At 62.8% G+C, this 17,471-nt stretch carries 7 protein-coding genes; 1 reads left to right on the top strand and 6 read right to left on the bottom strand.

Annotated elements, in window-relative coordinates:
• The first annotated feature begins 7 nt into the window (after nt 1-7).
• Nucleotides 8-8,662 (top strand): non-ribosomal peptide synthetase, encoded by an 8,655-nt coding sequence (locus tag REH34_RS05575; protein WP_311971037.1) that lies wholly within the window; start codon nt 8-10, stop codon nt 8,660-8,662.
• Between the two features lie 115 nt (nt 8,663-8,777).
• Here REH34_RS05575 and REH34_RS05570 read toward each other — a convergent pair whose 3' ends face one another.
• The 6 genes from REH34_RS05570 to REH34_RS05545 form a co-directional block, all read right to left on the bottom strand.
• Complete coding sequence (locus tag REH34_RS05570; RefSeq protein WP_311971036.1) at nt 8,778-11,273, bottom strand: TonB-dependent siderophore receptor; 2,496 nt, start codon at nt 11,271-11,273, stop codon at nt 8,778-8,780.
• Between the two features lie 188 nt (nt 11,274-11,461).
• Nucleotides 11,462-12,310, bottom strand: coding sequence for a N(5)-hydroxyornithine transformylase PvdF (locus tag REH34_RS05565; protein WP_311971035.1), 849 nt, complete (start codon nt 12,308-12,310; stop codon nt 11,462-11,464).
• A gap of 28 nt (nt 12,311-12,338) precedes the next feature.
• On the bottom strand, nt 12,339-14,003 hold the full coding sequence (locus REH34_RS05560; protein WP_311971034.1) for a cyclic peptide export ABC transporter: 1,665 nt from the start codon (nt 14,001-14,003) through the stop codon (nt 12,339-12,341).
• Nucleotides 14,004-14,041: 38 nt separating this feature from the next.
• Nucleotides 14,042-15,370 carry a SidA/IucD/PvdA family monooxygenase gene (locus tag REH34_RS05555; protein WP_311971033.1) on the bottom strand — a complete coding sequence of 443 codons (1,329 nt, stop codon included), beginning with the start codon at nt 15,368-15,370 and terminating at the stop codon, nt 14,042-14,044.
• Nucleotides 15,371-15,402: 32 nt separating this feature from the next.
• On the bottom strand, nt 15,403-16,569 hold the full coding sequence (locus REH34_RS05550; protein WP_311971032.1) for an aminotransferase class I/II-fold pyridoxal phosphate-dependent enzyme: 1,167 nt from the start codon (nt 16,567-16,569) through the stop codon (nt 15,403-15,405).
• Nucleotides 16,570-16,590: 21 nt separating this feature from the next.
• On the bottom strand, nt 16,591-17,466 hold the full coding sequence (locus tag REH34_RS05545) for a formylglycine-generating enzyme family protein (protein ID WP_311971031.1): 876 nt from the start codon (nt 17,464-17,466) through the stop codon (nt 16,591-16,593).
• Between the last annotated feature and the right edge of the window lie 5 nt (nt 17,467-17,471).

Genomic DNA, 17,471 nt, shown 5'->3' with positions numbered 1-17,471 from the left:
CAATCCAGTGCAAGAGTTGCTCGACTCCGTTAAAGCCTTGTCCAGCAAGGAACGCAAGGCCCTGGCCATTCTGCTTAAACGCCAAGGGATAAATTTGTATGGAGTCGCGCCCATCTCGCCCCGCGAGCCGGGCGAGCCACTGGTGCTCTCCTACGCTCAGCAACGCCAGTGGTTCCTCTGGCAACTGGAACCCGATGGCACGGCCTACAACATGCCGACGGCGTTGCGGCTCAAGGGAGCGCTGGATGTCGATGCGTTACGGGCCAGCTTCGATGCACTGATCGCGCGTCATGAAACGCTGCGTACCACCTTTCACCATCAGGACGGTCTGGCGGTGCAGGTCGTTCATCCGCCTGTGCCCTTCGTCCTGGTGGCGGAGCCCGTGGCGTTACCGGCGGGCGATATCGACGGCGCGCTTGCCGCGCTGGTCGAGGCCGAGACCCAGCATGTCTTCAATCTCGAGCATGGCCCGTTGCTGCGGGCCAAGCTGTTGCGCCTGGGCGAAGATGACCACGTGCTGGTGCTTATCCAGCACCATATCGTGTCCGATGGCTGGTCGATGCCGATCATGGTCGACGAGTTGGTACGCGGCTATGAGGGCTTTTGCCGGGCGCAGCCGGTGCAGCTGCCAGCGCTGCCGATCCAGTACGCCGACTACGCGATCTGGCAGCGGCAGTGGATGGAAGCGGGGGAGCAGGAACGCCAGCTGGCCTATTGGACGGCCCATCTGGGCACCGAGCACCCGGTACTGGAGCTGCCCATCGACCGGCCGCGTCCAGCGCATCAGAGCTACGCCGGTGCCATCCTCGACATTGAGCTGGATGCGACCCTGGCACAGGCACTCAAGCAGCTTGCCCAACGCCAGGGCGTGACCCTGTTCACGCTCTTGCTGGCGAGTTTCCAGACCTTGCTGCACCGTTACAGCGGTCAAGACGATATCCGTGTCGGCGTGCCGGTCGCCAACCGCAATCGGGTAGAGACCGAAGGCCTGATCGGGTTTTTCGTCAACACCCAGGTGTTCAAGGCCCAATTCGATCTGTCCATGACGTTCGAGGCGTTGCTCAAGCAGGTGCACCGGCATGCGCTGGACGCCCAGGCCCACCAGGACCTGCCGTTCGAGCAATTGGTCGAGGCCTTGCAAGTACCGCGCAGTTTGAGTCATACCCCGCTGTTCCAAGTGATGTACAGCCATCAGGCTGGGGAGCGTGGCGCCAGCCAGCGTGTGTCGGGGCTGGTGGTCGAGGGATTGAGCTGGGAGCGGACGACGGCGCAATTCGATCTGACCCTCAATACCTTCGAGTTCGAGCACGGCATCGGCGCCTCTTTGGGCTATGCGACGGCACTGTTCGACACGCGCACCGTACAGGCGCTGGCTGGGCACTGGCTGACGCTGCTGCACGGGATCGTCCAGACGCCGGGGCACACCATCGCCCAGTTGCCGCTGCTCGATTCTGCGCAGCACGAGCAAATCGTCGGCGCCTGGAACCGCACGCCCGCGCAGTACCCCAGCGAGCAGTGCATCCATCAGGTGATCGAAGGCCACGCGGCGCACACCCCGGATCGCATAGCGGTGGTGTGCGACGATGGACAATTGACGTACCAGCAACTCAACTGGCAGGCCAATCGACTGGCGCAGCGTTTGCGCGACGCAGGTACGGGGCCGGATGTGCTGGTAGGCATTGCGGTCACGCGCAGCCTGGAGATGGTCGTTGGGTTGCTCGCCATTCTCAAGGCCGGTGGCGCCTATGTGCCCCTCGATCCAGAGTACCCGCAAGATCGCCTGGCCTACATGATGGCCGACAGCGGCATCGCGCTATTGTTGACGCAATCACCGCTGGTGGCGCAGTTGCCGATACCGCAGGGGGTGCGCACGCTTCTGATCGACCAGCCAGACGACTGCCCTCCAGACTGGCCCGCAGGCAACCTGGAGAACCTGACCCATCCGCACCACCTGGCTTATGTGATCTATACCTCTGGTTCAACGGGCAAGCCGAAGGGCACCCTGCTGCCCCATCACAATGTCACACGGCTATTCAGCGCCACGGCAGCGTGGTACCGCTTCGATGAGCACGACGTCTGGAGCGTGTTTCATTCCTATTCGTTCGATTTTTCCGTCTGGGAGTTGTTTGGTGCGCTGCTGCACGGCGCCAAGGCGGTGCTGGTGCCCAAGGACACGGCGCGCTCCGCTGACGACTTGCTGGCGCTGCTGGCGAAGGAAAAGGTCACTGTGCTGAATCAGACGCCCTCGGCGTTCAAGCAACTGGTGCGCGCCGCCACGTCGCCTGCCAGCGACTACCCGCCGCTGAGCCTGCGCTACGTGATATTTGGCGGTGAGGCGTTGGATGTCGGGAGCCTGCGGCCCTGGTTCGATGCATTCGGCGATGCACGGCCGCAACTCATCAACATGTACGGCATCACCGAAACCACGGTGCATGTCACGTATCGGCCGATCAGTCGCGAGGACTTGCACCAGCACGCCATAAGCCCTATCGGCGTCGCTATCGATGACTTGTCGGTGTACGTGCTGGATGCGGACTTCAACGTCGCGGTGCCCGGCTGCCAAGGCGAGTTGCATGTTGGCCGCGCCGGACTGGCGCGCGGTTACCATCAACGCGCGGCCTTGACTGCCGAGCGCTTCGTCCCTGATCCGTTCGATACCAGCGAGCGGGGCGGAGGGCGCTTGTATCGCACCGGCGACCTGGTACGCGGTCGTCGCGAGGGCGCCATCGACTACGTCGGGCGGATCGACCATCAAGTCAAGATTCGCGGTTTTCGTATAGAGCTGGGCGAAATCGAAGCCAGGCTGCAAGAGCACGAGGCCGTGCAAGAGGCACGGGTCCTCGATGTGCAGGGGCCCCATGGCAAACAACTGGTGGCCTATCTGGTAGCCGCAACCGAGCGCTCGGACGACGTCCGACAAGGCACGCTGCGCCAGCAGCTGCGCGAGCACTTGAACGCTCGGCTGCCCGATTACATGGTACCGGCGCATGTGTTGTTCGTGGCGCAGATGCCGCTGACCAGCAACGGCAAGTTGGACCGCAAGGCACTGCCCGCGCCAGACGCCGACCAGCAGCGTCAAGCCTATGTGGCGCCGCGCAGCGAGCTGGAGCGGCAGATCGCCGAGGTCTGGGCGGATGTGCTCAAGGTCGAAAAAGTCGGGCTGGATGACAACTTCTTCGAACTCGGTGGCGACTCGATCATTTCGATCCAGGTGGTCAGTCGCGCCCGCCAGTCAGGCATTCGCTTCACGCCTAAGCAACTGTTCGAGCATCAGACGGTGCAGGGGTTGGCGACGGTGGCCAGCCTTGCCAGTGACGACGATCTGCAGCTCGACCAGACAGCGTTGACAGGGGAGGGGCCGCTGCTGCCGATTCAACGGTGGTTTTTCGAGACGGATATACCCCAGCGTCACCACTGGAATCAGGCGGTGTTGCTCAGGCCTGGCGGCGTTCTGCAACCCGAGCCGCTGGAAGCGGCGCTCGCCGCGCTGCTCGAACATCACGACGCTCTGCGCTTGAGCTTTGCCCAGGACCCCGAGGGGACCTGGACCGCACACTACCGCCCGTTCGCGCCAATGCCGAGCCTGCTCTGGCGCTCGGATGTGCGTGACGATGCCGAGCTCAATGCCTTGTGCAGCGAGGCGCAGGCCAGCCTCGACCTGCAGCAGGGCCCAGTGGTGCGTGCCGTGCTGGCAACCTTGGCCGACGGCAGTCAGCGCTTGCTTCTGGCAATCCATCACCTGGTGGTCGACGGGGTTTCCTGGCGCATCCTGCTCGAAGACCTGCAGTTGGCCTATGAACAATCAGCGCGCAAGGCCAGCATCGTGCTGGCGCCGAAAACCAGTTCGACCCGCGCCTGGGTCGAACATCTGCAAGCCTATGCCAACAGCGCGGCACTGGAAGATGAACTGAGCCTGTGGCAAAGCCAGCTGGCGGTCGCCCATGCTGACTTGCCCTGTGATTACCCCCAGGGTTCGTTGCAAGGCCATCACGCCAGCGAGGTGCAGACGCGTCTGGATCAGTCCTGCACCCAGCAGTTACTCAAACAGGCGCCCACGGCCTACCGCACGCAAATCAATGATCTGCTGCTGACAGCCCTGGTGCGCGTGATCGCGCGCTGGACGGGGCACGACGACGTGCTGGTGCAACTGGAGGGTCATGGCCGCGAAGAGCTGTTCGATGACATCGACCTGACCCGTACCGTGGGTTGGTTCACTAGCGTATTCCCGGTCAGATTGACCAGTGCGGCCACGCTACCGGCGGCGATAAAGGGCATCAAGGAACAGCTGCGCGCCATTCCCCACAAGGGGCTTGGCTTCGGCGCGTTACGCTATCTGGGCCGCAAGCAGGTGCAGGATTCGCTCCGCCAGCTGGCGGTGCCCCGCATCACTTTCAACTACCTTGGTCAGTTCGATAGCAGTTTTGCAGGGCACGACAATCAGTCGGCCTTCTGGGTGCCGGCGCAGGAAAGCAGCGGCCCTGGTCAAAGCGCCGAGGCTGCGCTCGACAACTGGCTATCGATCAACGGCCAGGTGTATGGCGGCGAGCTGAGCCTGAGCTGGACGTTCAGTCGTGACATGTTCGACCCCGGCACGATCCAGCGCTTGGCGCACGAGTATGCGCAAGAGCTCAAGGCACTGATCGCGCACTGCATCAGCGAGGAGGCGGCCGGCTTGACGCCCTCGGACGTGCCCCTGGCGCGGATCACCCAAGCGCAGCTCGATGCGCTGGTCATCGCCAGCGTTCAAGTGGAGGATATCTACCCGCTGTCACCCATGCAGCAAGGCATGTTGTTCCACACCCTCTACGAGCAAGACGGCGGCAGTTATATCAATCAGCTGCGCATCGATGTCGAGGGCCTGGATATCGAGCGATTCCGCCAGGCATGGCAGCAAGTGGTCGACAGGCACGAGGTGTTGCGGGCGAATTTCGTCACGCAGTTCGGGCAGCCGCTGCAGGTTGTTCGCAAGCACCTGCAGATGCCCTTTGACGTCCTCGACTGGTCTGCTCATGGTGCAACGCAGCCTGAACTGGATGCCCTTGCCCAGGCCGAACGACGCAAGGGATTCGATCTGCAGCATGACCCCTTGCTGCGAATCACGGCCATCAAGTGCGCTGCCCACAGCTATCATCTGGTGTACACCAACCACCACATCCTCATGGACGGCTGGAGCAACTCACAGCTTCTGGGCGAGGTATTGCAGGCCTATGCCGGGGAACCACTGGCGCCCCAGACAAGCCGCTACCGCGACTATATCGAGTGGCTGCAGCGTCAGGACGAGCGACAGGCCCGTGCGTTCTGGCAGCACCAGCTCAATGATTTCGATACACCGACGCGCCTGGTGCAGGCGTTGCGTCAAGACCCGCAAAGCCTGGTGGCGGGCCATAGTAAGTACGGCCAGGCACTGGACGAGCAAGCGACGCGGCGCATCAGTGAGTTCGCCCGTAGCCAGCGCGTCACCGTCAATACCCTGGTCCAGGCAGCCTGGCTGTTGCTGCTGCAGCGCTATACTGGACAGGCCTGTGTCGCCTTCGGCGCAACGGTAGCGGGGCGGCCGACGGAACTCAAAGGGGTCGAGCGCCAGCTGGGCTTGTTCATCAATACGCTGCCGGTGATCGCCTGTCCGGAACCGCATCACACCGTGGCCGAGTGGATCGCGCAGATCCAGGCGCAGAACGTCGCGCTGCGTGAATACGAGCACACACCGCTCTTTGATATCCAGCGCTGGGCCGCACGGGTGGGCGAGGGGCTGTTCGACACTATTCTGGTCTTCGAAAACTACCCGGTGTCCGAGGCGCTGCAGCAAGCGAGCAGCTCTGGCCTGACTTTCATGGGGACCCAGGCACACGAACAGACCCACTACCCATTGACCCTGGCGATCGGCCTGGGCGCACAGCTGTCGATCGAGTACAGCTATGACACATCAGCCCTCAATGACCAGACGGTGCATCGGATCGCTGGCCATTTCGTCAATCTGCTGCAAGGGCTTATCGAGGATACGCAGCGCTGCATAGGCGCATTGCCTTTGCTGGATGCCAGCGAAACCCGCAGCCTGGTGGCGCAGTGGGACAACAGCCATAGCGGCTATCGCAGTGATCGCGCGGTGCACCAGCTGTTCGCCGATCAAGCCGAGCGCACGCCCGATGCGGTCGCCGTGCTGTTCGACGACCAGCAACTGACCTATCGCCAGCTCGATACCCAGGCCAACCGCCTGGCCCATCGCTTGATCGCATCAGGCGTCGGCCCCGAGGTGCGGGTGGCGATCGCCATGCGTCGCAGTGCCGACATCATGGTGGCGTTTTTGGCCGTGCTCAAGGCGGGCGGTGCCTACGTGCCGCTCGATGTGGCGTATCCTGCGCAGCGCCTGCGATACATGATGGACGACTGCGCGGCAGCGCTGGTGCTGACTCAAAGCGACCTGCTCGGCACCCTGGCGATCCCTGAGGGCCTGGCGACCCTGCTGGTCGATCAGCACGCCGATTGGGTGGATTGCCCCGCCGGCGCACCGGTCGTGGCGCTCACCGAAGACAACCTCGCTTACGTGATCTATACCTCAGGTTCTACCGGCCTGCCCAAAGGCGTCGCGGTGGCCCACGGACCCTTGGTCGCGCATATTCGCGCGACCGGCGAGCGCTATGAAACCGGCGCGGCTGACTGCGAATTGCACTTCATGTCGTTCGCCTTCGACGGCGCCCACGAAGGCTGGATGCATCCGTTGATCAACGGTGCACGGGTGCTGATCCGTGATGACAGCCTGTGGCTGCCGGAGCAGACCTACGCGCAGATGCATCGCCACGGTGTGACCATTGGTGTTTTTCCACCGTTGTATCTGCTGCAGTTGGCCGAGCATGTCCGGCGCGTGGGCAATCCGCCGGCAACACGGATTTATTGCTTCGGCGGCGACGCGGTGCCCCAGGCCAGCTATGCGCTGGCCTGGCAAGCCTTGCGCCCGCAGTATCTGTTCAATGGCTATGGCCCCACCGAAACCGTGGTCACGCCGCTGCTATGGAAAGCCGGGCCAGGCGACCCCTGTGGTGCGGCCTACGCGCCCATCGGGAGCTTGCTGGGGCGTCGTCGTGGCTATCTGCTCGACAGCAGCTTGAACGTACTGCCCACGGGCTTTGCCGCAGAGCTGTATCTGGGCGGCCACGGGGTCGCGCGTGGCTATCTCGATCGCCCCGCGCAGACGGCCGAGCGCTTCGTCCCTGATGCGTTCGGTGACGGCGAGCGGGTCTACCGCAGCGGTGACTTGACCCGGTTGCGTGACGACGGGCTGGTCGACTACCTGGGGCGAGTCGATCACCAGGTGAAGGTTCGGGGTTACCGCATCGAACTGGGCGAGATCGAAGCCCGGTTGCAGCAGCACGCGGCGGTGCGCGAATCGGTGGTGATCGATATCGACGGGCCCGGTGGCAAGCAACTGGTCGCGTATGTCATTGCCAGCGACCACGAGGAGCAGGAGGACCGTTTGCGCGCACAGTTGCGCGAGCACCTTCACGCGCAACTGCCGGACTACATGATTCCTGCTCATTTGCTGTTCCTGACGGCAATGCCGTTTACGCCAAACGGCAAGCTGGACCGCAAAGCCCTGCCTCGACCCGCAGCCATCGAGCGCGCTCATGAATATGTAGCGCCGCACAGTGAGCTGGAGCGGGCGATGGCGGCCATCTGGGCGCAGGTGCTGGACGTTGACAAGGTCGGTCTGACTGACAACTTCTTCGAGCTGGGCGGCGACTCCATTCTTTGCATGCAGGTGATTGCCCAGGCCCGCTCGCTGGGGCCCTGGGGCGCTACCTTGAGCCTGCGCGACTTGATGCACAAAGCGACGCTTCGCGAGCTGCTCGGTGCCAACACTCAGGGCGGTTGCCTGGTGCCGCTGAACGAGCAGCGGCAGGGTGCGCCGATGCTGTTCTGCATCCATGGCGGGTTCGGCACGGTGTTCGACTACCGGCGTTTGGCCGGCGAGTTACAGTCACGCTGGTCAGTCGTCGGGGTTCAGTCACGCATGCTGCTCGAACCTGACTGGCTGGACGAATCGCTCGAGGCGATGGCCAAGGAATATGCCGCGCAGATTCGTTTGCGCCAGCCCCAGGGGCCCTATCACCTGCTGGGTTGGTCGCTGGGCGGTACGTTGAGTGTGCTGGTCAGCCATGAGCTTGAAACGCAGGGCGAGCAGGTGGCGTTTCTGGGCTTGGTCGACAGCTTTGTGCGCCCGGCCGCGGACGATCCCCGTGAACATTGGCAGGACGACCTGGCCGCCTTGGTCGATTCATTGACGTTGACCCGCGAGGCTGGCGAAGGACCGGCGCTTGCGGACTGCGTGTCGGAGCTGGCGCAAACAGCGCCCAACATCCTTCACGTGACCCGGCAGTTGATGAACGGCCGCACCCTGCGTCTGGCGCTCGCGGCTGAGGATCTGGCCAACGGCTTTCGCGTCGAGCGGCACATGGGTCGGCTGGTCAGCGTGTTCCGGGGCGTGCCGCACGTGCGCGTCAGCCCCGTCACCTGGTGGGTCGAAGGCCGGCGGGAGGACAGTCGTACATTGGCTGTGCAGATGGGCAAGGAGCCGCTGGCGCAGCACTTCATCGCCAGTAGCCACTACCAGATCCTGCAGGAAGAGGACTTCATCCGGGCGGTCGAAGCCCGGCTCGGCGGGCAGTGAACGGCAAGCGGACGGGCCTTGCACAGGGCCCGATCCGCTAACCGAGGGTCGATGAATTTCGGTCGATAAAAAACCCAGCATGATTGCTGGGTTTTTTATTGACGCTTTACAGGGCTTAGAAGTCGTAGCGCATGCTCACGTTCATATTACGGGGTTCGCCCCAGGTGTAATAAAGCCCCTGACCGAAGTCGAAGCCGTTGATCCCGGAGAAGTACTTCTTGTCGAGCACGTTGTTGACGTTGAGGCTGGCGCTCAGGTGCTGGTTGAAGCGATACCGAGTCATGGTATCGAATACCCAATAGGCTTTCTGTTCCAGGGTGTCGTAGTCCGAGCTCGCCGATATCTTGCTCTGCCAGCGGGCACTTGCACCCACGGTCAGATTCGACAGCGCGCCGGGTAACTGGTAGGTGGTGTCGAACTTGAACTGCTGCTTGGGCAGGCCATAGTAAGAGTCGTTCAACTCGCTGTTGTTCAGCACATAGCTGCCCTGGGCTTGCAGGCCGGGCGCCAGTTCACCGGACAGCTCCAGCTCGTAACCGTGTTCCATCACGCCGGTGACATTGCGATACGCGGTATCGCCGGTCGGGGTTCTGCCGCCGCTGGATTCGTAGGTGTTTTTCCAGTTTTTCCAGAAATAAGCGACGCTGGCGTTGAGGCGGCCGTCGAAAAATTCTGCCTTTGAACCCACCTCGTAGGTGACACCCTTTTTCGGGTCCAGCAGTTTGCCATCGGCATCCTGCACCGTGACCGGCTGGAAGATATCGGCATAGCTGGTGTACAGAGAGAAGTTCTTGTTGAGGTCATAGACCAGACCGGCGTAAGGGCTGACGACGCCGGATTCCTTTTGATGGATATCACTGATATAGCTGCCGTCGGTAGCGCTCTGGTCGGTGTAGTCGTATTTATAGTCGGAGGTCCGCGCGCCGAGGATCAATTTCACGTCGTCGGCCAGATTCAGGCGGGTAGCCAGATAGGTACCGATGCGCGTGGTGTTGGCACGGAATTCATCGCGGGGGCTCCAGTTGCCCTCGACCTCGGGGAACCGACTGCCACCCGAACTCAGGTAGTTCTGGGGATTGGCAATGAAATCGGTGAAGTCCGACAGCTGGTTGGCCTGGTAATCCGCCGGGGAGCGCCAGCGGTTCATCCGTGCATCGTTGCGCGTGTAGTCGCCCCCAATCAGCAGTTGGTGGGTTCTGCCAAACAGCTCGAAGTCACCTTTGATATCGACGTTGAGGCCTTTGTTGAGGTTTTCGGTGCCGGTGTACCGGGAGACGCTCGGGGTCTCGCCTGGCTGGTTGACCGTGGCGTTTTTCCACTCCGGAATCTTGGATTTCTCGATATTGAATTGCAGCTTGGCGTCCCAGCCGTTATCGAAATGATGCTCTAGCGTGGTGAAGAATGTCAGGTCGTTGAGGTTGTACCCGGACCATGGCGCGCCCGCGTTCCATGAACGCGATGTCTTGCCTTGATAATTGCCGGAAAGATCATAGGCGCGGGCGCCGGTCGAGTTCGAGTTGCCCCGCGTCTGCCGCTCTTTGTAATCGAACCCTATATTGAGCAAGGTGTCCGGGGTGAGGTCGAAGTCGACCGTGCCGTATAACAGGGTGTTGCGGTTCTGGACGTTGTCCTTGTAGGAGTTGCCATCCTTGTAGGCCGCCACCACGCGGCCGCGGACATTGCCGGTGTCGGTCAGGGGGCCGCTGACATCGACATCGGAGCGATAGGTGTCCCAGGAGCCCGCCCCGGCATCGACATGCGCCTGGAAGTCGCGAGTCGGCTTTTTGCGTACCAGGTTGATGGTGGCGCTGGGGTTGCCGTCGCCGCGCAGCAGTCCGGTCGAGCCCTTGAGCACTTCGACGCGATCCATGTCGGCCATGTCATCGAATATCAGCCCGGTATTGATCGGCGCGCCCAGGGAGGACGCCGCGCCCGCCGTGCGCGAGCCATCGATCTGATAGTTGTTGATCTCGGTGCCGCGGGCGAACAACGTCACGCTGTCGGCCAGGTAGGACACCGAAACGCCAGGCGTCTGCTTCATGACATCCTTGAGCGTCTGCGCGTTGAAATCATCCATTTTCTGCCGCGTCACCACGGTGATCGACTGCGGCGTTTCACGCAACGTCAGGCCCAGGCCGGTAGCCGTGGAACTGGGGCCGGCCTGGGTATAACTGTGGGTACCCTCGGTGGTCGAGGGATCGACGATGGCATTGCTGTCGATGTTCACCGCATCCAGGTTGATCGACCCGGCGTCGGTACCGGCGGCATACACGGTAATGGCGTTGTCGGAGTGGCTGAATACCAGCCCTGTACCGTTGAGCAACAGCCTGATGGCCTGATCGGTGCTCTGGCTGCCCTTGATGGCATTGCTGGTTTTACCGTTGAGCTCCGCGGAGCTGTAGAGCACCTGGACGCCGGCCACTTTGCCAAATTGCTGAATCGCCTGCGCCAGTGGCATGGCCGGGATATCGAATTGAATATCCTGCGCCTGCACCTGCATGCAGGACACTGCCAAGGTAATCCCGACCGCTATTTTACTGGGGCTGAAGGTGAGCATTCGACCGATAGTGAACGCCCGGACGAGGGGCAAGGTTTTATTTGACGTTGGCATGTCGTTCTCTAGGTATAGGCAGTCAGGAGCACAAATGGGAATGGTAATCAAATCGGGTCATATGACGGACGATCCGGCAGGAACCGGAATGTTTTTTCAGCCGCCGCATAGAACTTCTCGATGTGCCATGTTTCGGGCCATGTTTCAGCGCGTGAAAAGGGCCCTCGGGCCCTTGTGGAAAGCAACGCTCAGGCTGTCGTCGACGCGCGCTGGCCAATCGTTGCCAGCCGCGACAACCCCTCGGTCAATGCCGGAAACAGACTGCGGTTGAAGTTGTTCCAGCGCAGTTCGAGAATGCTGTCCTGCGGGTCGATGTGGGTCTGCAGCACGTCATGAATGACTTCTCCAGAGTCGATCCCGTTGTCCATGTAATGGAACGATGCCCCTGTCTTGTCGACTACCGGCGCGTCTATCTGCTGCCCGGTCTTCCAGTTGATGACCTTGCGGCCGCGGGCGCCGTATAGCGCGTCCCATGTGGCATGGGCGCCGCGGCGCTCATAGGCGGATTCGAGACGGGTGATGCCCGGGTGAATATTGACCATGCGCCGGAAATACGGGCTGCCGGGCCGCACCAGCTCATCGAGGATCACCAGCAGGCCGTCGACCACCACCAGTTCGATCTCCAGCGCCTGCAGCGTGCCCAGCAGGCGCTGTTCAAAGTCATGTTTGCCTGCAGGACGTTCGCTCGAGTCCAACGGCAAACGACGGTAAGTCGAGGCGACTGGCGTCAACAGGTCGTTGACCAAACGCCCCTGGACCTGCAACTGCGGGGGGTAGAACCAGCGCTGGCCGTCGCGATAGCGCAAGCCATACTCGGCCAGCGCCTGCTGGTCGCGAGGCGACTCGGCGTCGTCGTCATAGATCACCGTGTCGAGGCTGTACAGCTCCCCGAGTGACGTGCGTTCGAGTTGCTCGACAAGGTGTTCGAGCACCGACTTCATGTAGCGCTGCTCGCCCTTGTAGGCGATGTTCTGACCCGCCTTGTCGGCGGCGGCGTTGCGCAACGACCAGAGGTAAGCAATCTTCTTTTTGTGCATGGCGAACGTTCTCTCGCAGGGTAGGGCGTCAGGCCGGCAGCAAGTCCGGGTCGTCGACGCGTTCGATAGCCACCCGACCCTTGTCCATGCGGATCAACTGGTCGGCGATGTGGAAGTAGCGGTCATCGTGGGAGATGACGATGAGGGTGCGGCCCTGGCGTTTCATTTCCGGCAGCAGCTCGGTGTAGAACACCCGGCGGAACGAGGGGTCCTGATCGGCAGCCCACTCGTCGAACACCAGTATCGGGCGTTCGTCGAGCCAGGCATTGACCAGCGCCAGGCGCTTGCGCTGGCCGGTGGACAGCGCCGTGGTGCTGTAGCTGCCGTCCACCAGGCTGACCTTGTGGGCGATGTCCAGGCGTTCGAGGTAGCGGGCGACCAGCTCGGGTTTATCCTGCGCGCCGGGGCTCAGGTCGTCGAACAGGTGGTGGTCGGCGAAGATGGTGGTGAACAGCTGGCGGTAGTCGTCGCGTAGGGCGTCGTCGATGAGATGGCCGTCCAGATGCACCGCCCCGGCTTGCGGTGGATAGAGCCCCAGCAGCACTTTGATCAGCGAGGTCTTGCCACAGCCGTTCTCGCCGACGATGAACAGGATCTCGCCACGGCTCACCGTGAGGTCTACCGGCCCCAGGCTGAACGGTTCGCTGCCTTCCACCACTGGATAGTCGTAGCGCACGCCGCGCAGTTCCAGTTGTTGAAATGCCGCCAACGGCTCGGCGGCGCCAGGCTGGCCTTGTACTTCAGGCGAGGAGAAACGCGCCGACAGTTCGGCGATGCGGCCCAGGGCGATACGTGCGCGGCTGACCATCGGCAGGTTGATCACCAACTGCTCCAGCGGGCCTTTCATGAAGAGCATGACCAGCACGAAGCCGCCGAGCACGGTGCGTTCGGTGGTCGGCCACAGCACCAGGAACGCGATGGCCAGGCCAATGACGGCGAAGAACAGCATCGAGCCGAAGATCTCGGCGCTGATAAAGATGTCTGCCGCGCGGATGTTGGCCTGGGCAATCCGTTCGGTTACGCCCTTGATCGATTCATCGCGCATGTGCCAGCGTCGGGGTCGCTGGATACGCAACTCCTTGGCCCCGTCGGTGATTGCCTGGTAGTAACTTTGCAGCTCGTCTTCGCCGTCTCGTGCCTGGGTCAGGCGCACGTTGCCAAAATGCTGAGCCAGATACTGGGCACCCACGCCGATCAATACCGTGACCAAGGTCAACAGCAGGATCTGCCAGGACAGCAGCGCCAGATAGGTCAGGCATGCCACGGTCACGGTGAAGGCGATGACCATGGGCGCCACCGACAGGGCGAAGGTACTGAGGGTGGTGACATCGTTGAGCAGAATCGGAATCAGCCGGTGGCTGCGAAACCGCTCCAGTTGCGCCACCGGCGCCGCCAGGACCTTGCCCGCCAGTTCGCGACGCAGATTGCGCACCACGCGCTGGCCGACCGCATTGGTCAACAGCTGCGAGCCGGTCGAACTCGCCAGCGTCAGCAGGCAGAAACCTGCGAACTGCCAGGCCAGCCAGACGGTCGGCCCGGCGCCTTCGTTCATCGCGCGGTTGATGGTGGCCAGCAACGCGGTGACGCTGAGGCCGCTGATGACACCCATGATGACCGAGGCGATGACAGCCACCCGGAACGGTTTGAGGAGGTGCCAGGTTTCTCGCGCCAGTGTGTGTGCCGAAGCGGTCATGTCGAGGACTCCATGCAGTGAGCGGCGGGGTGCACGATTTACATCCCCGCCAGCGCAGCACGCGGCTGTTCGAGTGGCTGGCTGGCCGACAACGCGTACAGCGCCCGGCCGATCTCTTCGCTGCGCGCCGGCAACACCGACAGCAATGTGTCGCTCAACCCATGGGATGCCTCGCAGAAGCCCTGGAGGAACACGGCAGCCTTGAGCTCGGGGCTGGTCAGCGCGCGGTAGTGACGATCGACCTCGAACTGCTGCAGGTGCTGTTGCACCGGTGCCAACAGGTCGCGGTGCGATCGACGCTCGTACCCCGTGGCCAGCACTACGGCGTCGTAACGTCGTTGGCGGCGATCACCCGTGGACAGATCGTGCAGTGTCAGTTCGATGCCCTGATCGGTAGCGCGGGCGGCGTCGATCTGCTGCCGGCAGAGCACGCCGTGGCGATAGACCTTGGAGACTTTCTGGCGATAGAGCATGCCGTAGATGCGTTCGATCAACTGCGGGTCGACCACCGAGTAGTTGGTGTTGTGATACTCCTGCAGCAACTTGCGACGCTCCTGCGGTGGCTGGTCGAAAACGAGGTCGGTGTAGGCCGGCGAGAAGATATCGTTGACGAACGGCGTGTCGTCGGCCGGCTTGAGTGCCGAGCCGCGCACGATCATGTCGACGCTGGCCGCCGGGTAGGTATCGTGCAGGTCGATAAAGGCTTCGGCTGCGCTCTGGCCGGAGCCGACAATGGCGACCCGAGTCGGCGTGCCGCTGGCGCAGGGCAGGGTCTGCACACGGCTGAGGTACTGGGCGTGATGGAAGATGCGCGGATCGTCCTTGAGCGCGATGAAGGGTTCGACGATGCGCGGCGTACCACCGCTGCCGACCACCACGGCGCGTCCGTAGCGCGCGTGTTCGCGGCCTTGGGCGTCGCGGCTGACGACGCGCAGGTGATCGACCTGATCGTCAAGGTGGACGGGCTCGATACGCAGCACCTCTTCGCCGTAATGAGCCTGGTTGTTGAAGTGTCTGGCGACCCAGCACAGGTAGTCGTTGAACTCCATGCGCGAGGGATAGAAGGTGCCCAGGTTGATGAAGTCCACCAGGCGGCCGTGACGATGCAGGTAGTTGACGAAACTGTAGGGGCTGGCCGGATTGCGCAGCGAGACCAGATCCTTGAGGAAGGAGATCTGCATTTCGCTGCCGCCCACCAGCGTATTGCCGTGCCAACGGTAATCGGCCTGTTTTTCGAGGAACACAGCGTCAAGGGAGCGCCCCTCGGACTGGGACAGTTCCTGCAGGGCGATGGCCAAGGCCAGGTTGGAGGGGCCGAAGCCCACACCGATGACATCATGTACGGTCTTGCTGTTGAGTGTGTTCATCTCGGGGGCTCCTTGACGGATGAAATCCGGCTTCATGAGTGCTGCATGACAACGAAGAATGAGTTCAGAAACGCTTGCATCTGGGCGGCCGTCCCCACCGTGACCCGCATCCAGTCCGGCCAGGCATCGAACACTCGGCCCACCTGTACGCCGCGCTTGGCCAGCGCCTCGATCACCGGCGCGGCAGGGCGCTTGAGCGCCACCATTAAACAGTTCGCCTGCGCCTCGGTGCAGCGATAGCCCGCTGCTTGCAGTTTGCTGACGGTGTCCTGCAGCACGCGCTGGTTGGTCTGCTTGCGCTCGGCCACCAGTTGCGGTTGCTGCAGGCTGGCGATGCCGCCCAGCGAGGCGCTCACCGAGATGAAGTTGTGGCCGTTGAGGGTCTGCAGCTTGTCCAGTACTTCAGGCGACGCGATGGCCAATCCCAACCGCGCCCCGGCCATGCCGTAGAGCTTGGAGAAGGTGCGCAGCACCAGCACGTCCGGGTGTTTGAGCACCAGACCCAAGCAGGGCTGGGCATCGGAAAAGTGGATGTATGCCTCATCGATGATCGCCAGGCAGCCCGCTGGTTTGTTCACCACCAGGTGCTTGATGTCTTCATAGGGCGTGAGGGTGCCGGTAGGGTTGTTGGGGTTGCACAGGTAGATCGCCCCGGCCTGATCGTCCGCTGCGAGCATGCCGCGCACGTCATGGGCATGGCGTTCGTCCAAGGGCACTTCGTGGACCCTGGCGCCGACTTCGGCGGCACCATTGGCAACCGAGTCGTAGGTCGGCGCGGCGGTCACCACGCTGCGCGCACCGGCATACAGCGCCATGGCGTACTGCAATGGCGAACGCGAGCCGCAGAACACTGCCACATGGTCTGCGGGCACGTGGTTCTGTTCGGCGAACAGTTCGATCAGGCGCACCTGTTGTTCGTAGTAGTAGCGCCCGCTCTGTCGCGCGCCCAGCTCCATGGCCTTGACGGCGGGCGCGCAGGGGCCGTAGGGGCTTTCGTTGTAATCGAGGCGGACGATATCGTCGTTGAAGATCGGATCCCGTATAGCGAGGGGGCTTGCACCCGACGACGGCGCGCCAGGCGCTGCATTATCTGCGGCCGTGGAATTTTCGGTGGCGAGCCCCCTCGCTACAGCGAGCTGAGGGGCGAGGCTGGCCAGGGTCGCGGCGGTGACGAAATGGCGGCGGCTGAGATCGGTCATGGCGGGGCTCCTTGTTCGTGTTCAGTCCTTGTCGGCACCGTTGAGGTTGCGGGCTACGCGAAAGCTCAACCAGTCACCGCGTACGTCGGGCTCGCGCTCGTTGCGGTTGCCGGAGCGGGAGAAAATCGGCGGTTCGATCCAGTCGTTGCCGCGGATCTGCCGGTGCTCGCAGGTGCCGCCGGTGATCCAGGCGCTGCCGTCGGTGGGGGCGCCGACGTAGTCGGTGTGCCAGCAGTCCGCGAGCCATTCATAGACGTTGCCGTGCATGTCGTAGACGCCAAAGGCGTTGGGCGCGAAGCTGCCCACCGGGGCGGTGTAGGTGTAGCCGTCCTTGGGCCCGTAGCCGTTGGCGTGCTCGGTGATCTGGTAGCCGCCGGCCTTGTCGAACGGGAAGGGGAAGGGCCCGGTGGAGCCTGCGCGGGCGCCGTATTCACGTTCCGACTCGCTGAGCATGCGGTAGGGCTTGCCGGTCTTTTTCGCCAGCCAGGCGATGTAGCCGCGGGCTTCTTCCCAGTCCATGCACACCGCCGGTTGGCGTGGGCCCTGGGGATAGCTGGGCTTGCCGTTGGTGCAGCGTCGGCCGGGGCGATCGTCGCCATCGGGGATCACCACGCCGGTGTCCTTGGTGTAGACCTGCCACTGCTCGGCGGTGACGTGAAAGCGGCTGATGGCGAAGGGTTCGGCAAAGGTCACCTGGTGCAGCGGGCCTTCGTCGGACTGGCGACCGACTTCATCGTTGGGCACGCCCATGGTGTAGCCGCCGGCGGGCAGCACGACCATTTCCGGGCAGTCATTGCAGTCTTGGAAGACCTTGCCGGGTTCGGTCGGGTCGGCGGCATAGGCGCCGACCGACAGCGACAGGCAAGCGAGGGCGATGAATGCGTTCAGGCGTTTCATGAGGG

It is taken from the genome of Pseudomonas baltica (assembly GCF_031880315.1).
Lineage (GTDB): Bacteria > Pseudomonadota > Gammaproteobacteria > Pseudomonadales > Pseudomonadaceae > Aquipseudomonas.
The sequence above is the reverse complement of the archived record's forward strand: the minus strand, read 5'-3'. Positions and strand labels throughout refer to the sequence as shown.

Bases quoted from the DNA above. Each gene is read 5' to 3' on its own strand.
- REH34_RS05570 (WP_311971036.1), bottom strand. From the start codon at position 11,273: ATGCCAACGTCAAATAAAACCTTGCCCCTCGTCCGGGCGTTCACTATC.
- REH34_RS05565 (WP_311971035.1), bottom strand. From the start codon at position 12,310: ATGCACAAAAAGAAGATTGCTTACCTCTGGTCGTTGCGCAACGCCGCC.
- REH34_RS05560 (WP_311971034.1), bottom strand. From the start codon at position 14,003: ATGACCGCTTCGGCACACACACTGGCGCGAGAAACCTGGCACCTCCTC.
- REH34_RS05555 (WP_311971033.1), bottom strand. From the start codon at position 15,370: ATGAACACACTCAACAGCAAGACCGTACATGATGTCATCGGTGTGGGC.
- REH34_RS05550 (WP_311971032.1), bottom strand. From the start codon at position 16,569: ATGACCGATCTCAGCCGCCGCCATTTCGTCACCGCCGCGACCCTGGCC.
- REH34_RS05545 (WP_311971031.1), bottom strand. From the start codon at position 17,466: ATGAAACGCCTGAACGCATTCATCGCCCTCGCTTGCCTGTCGCTGTCG.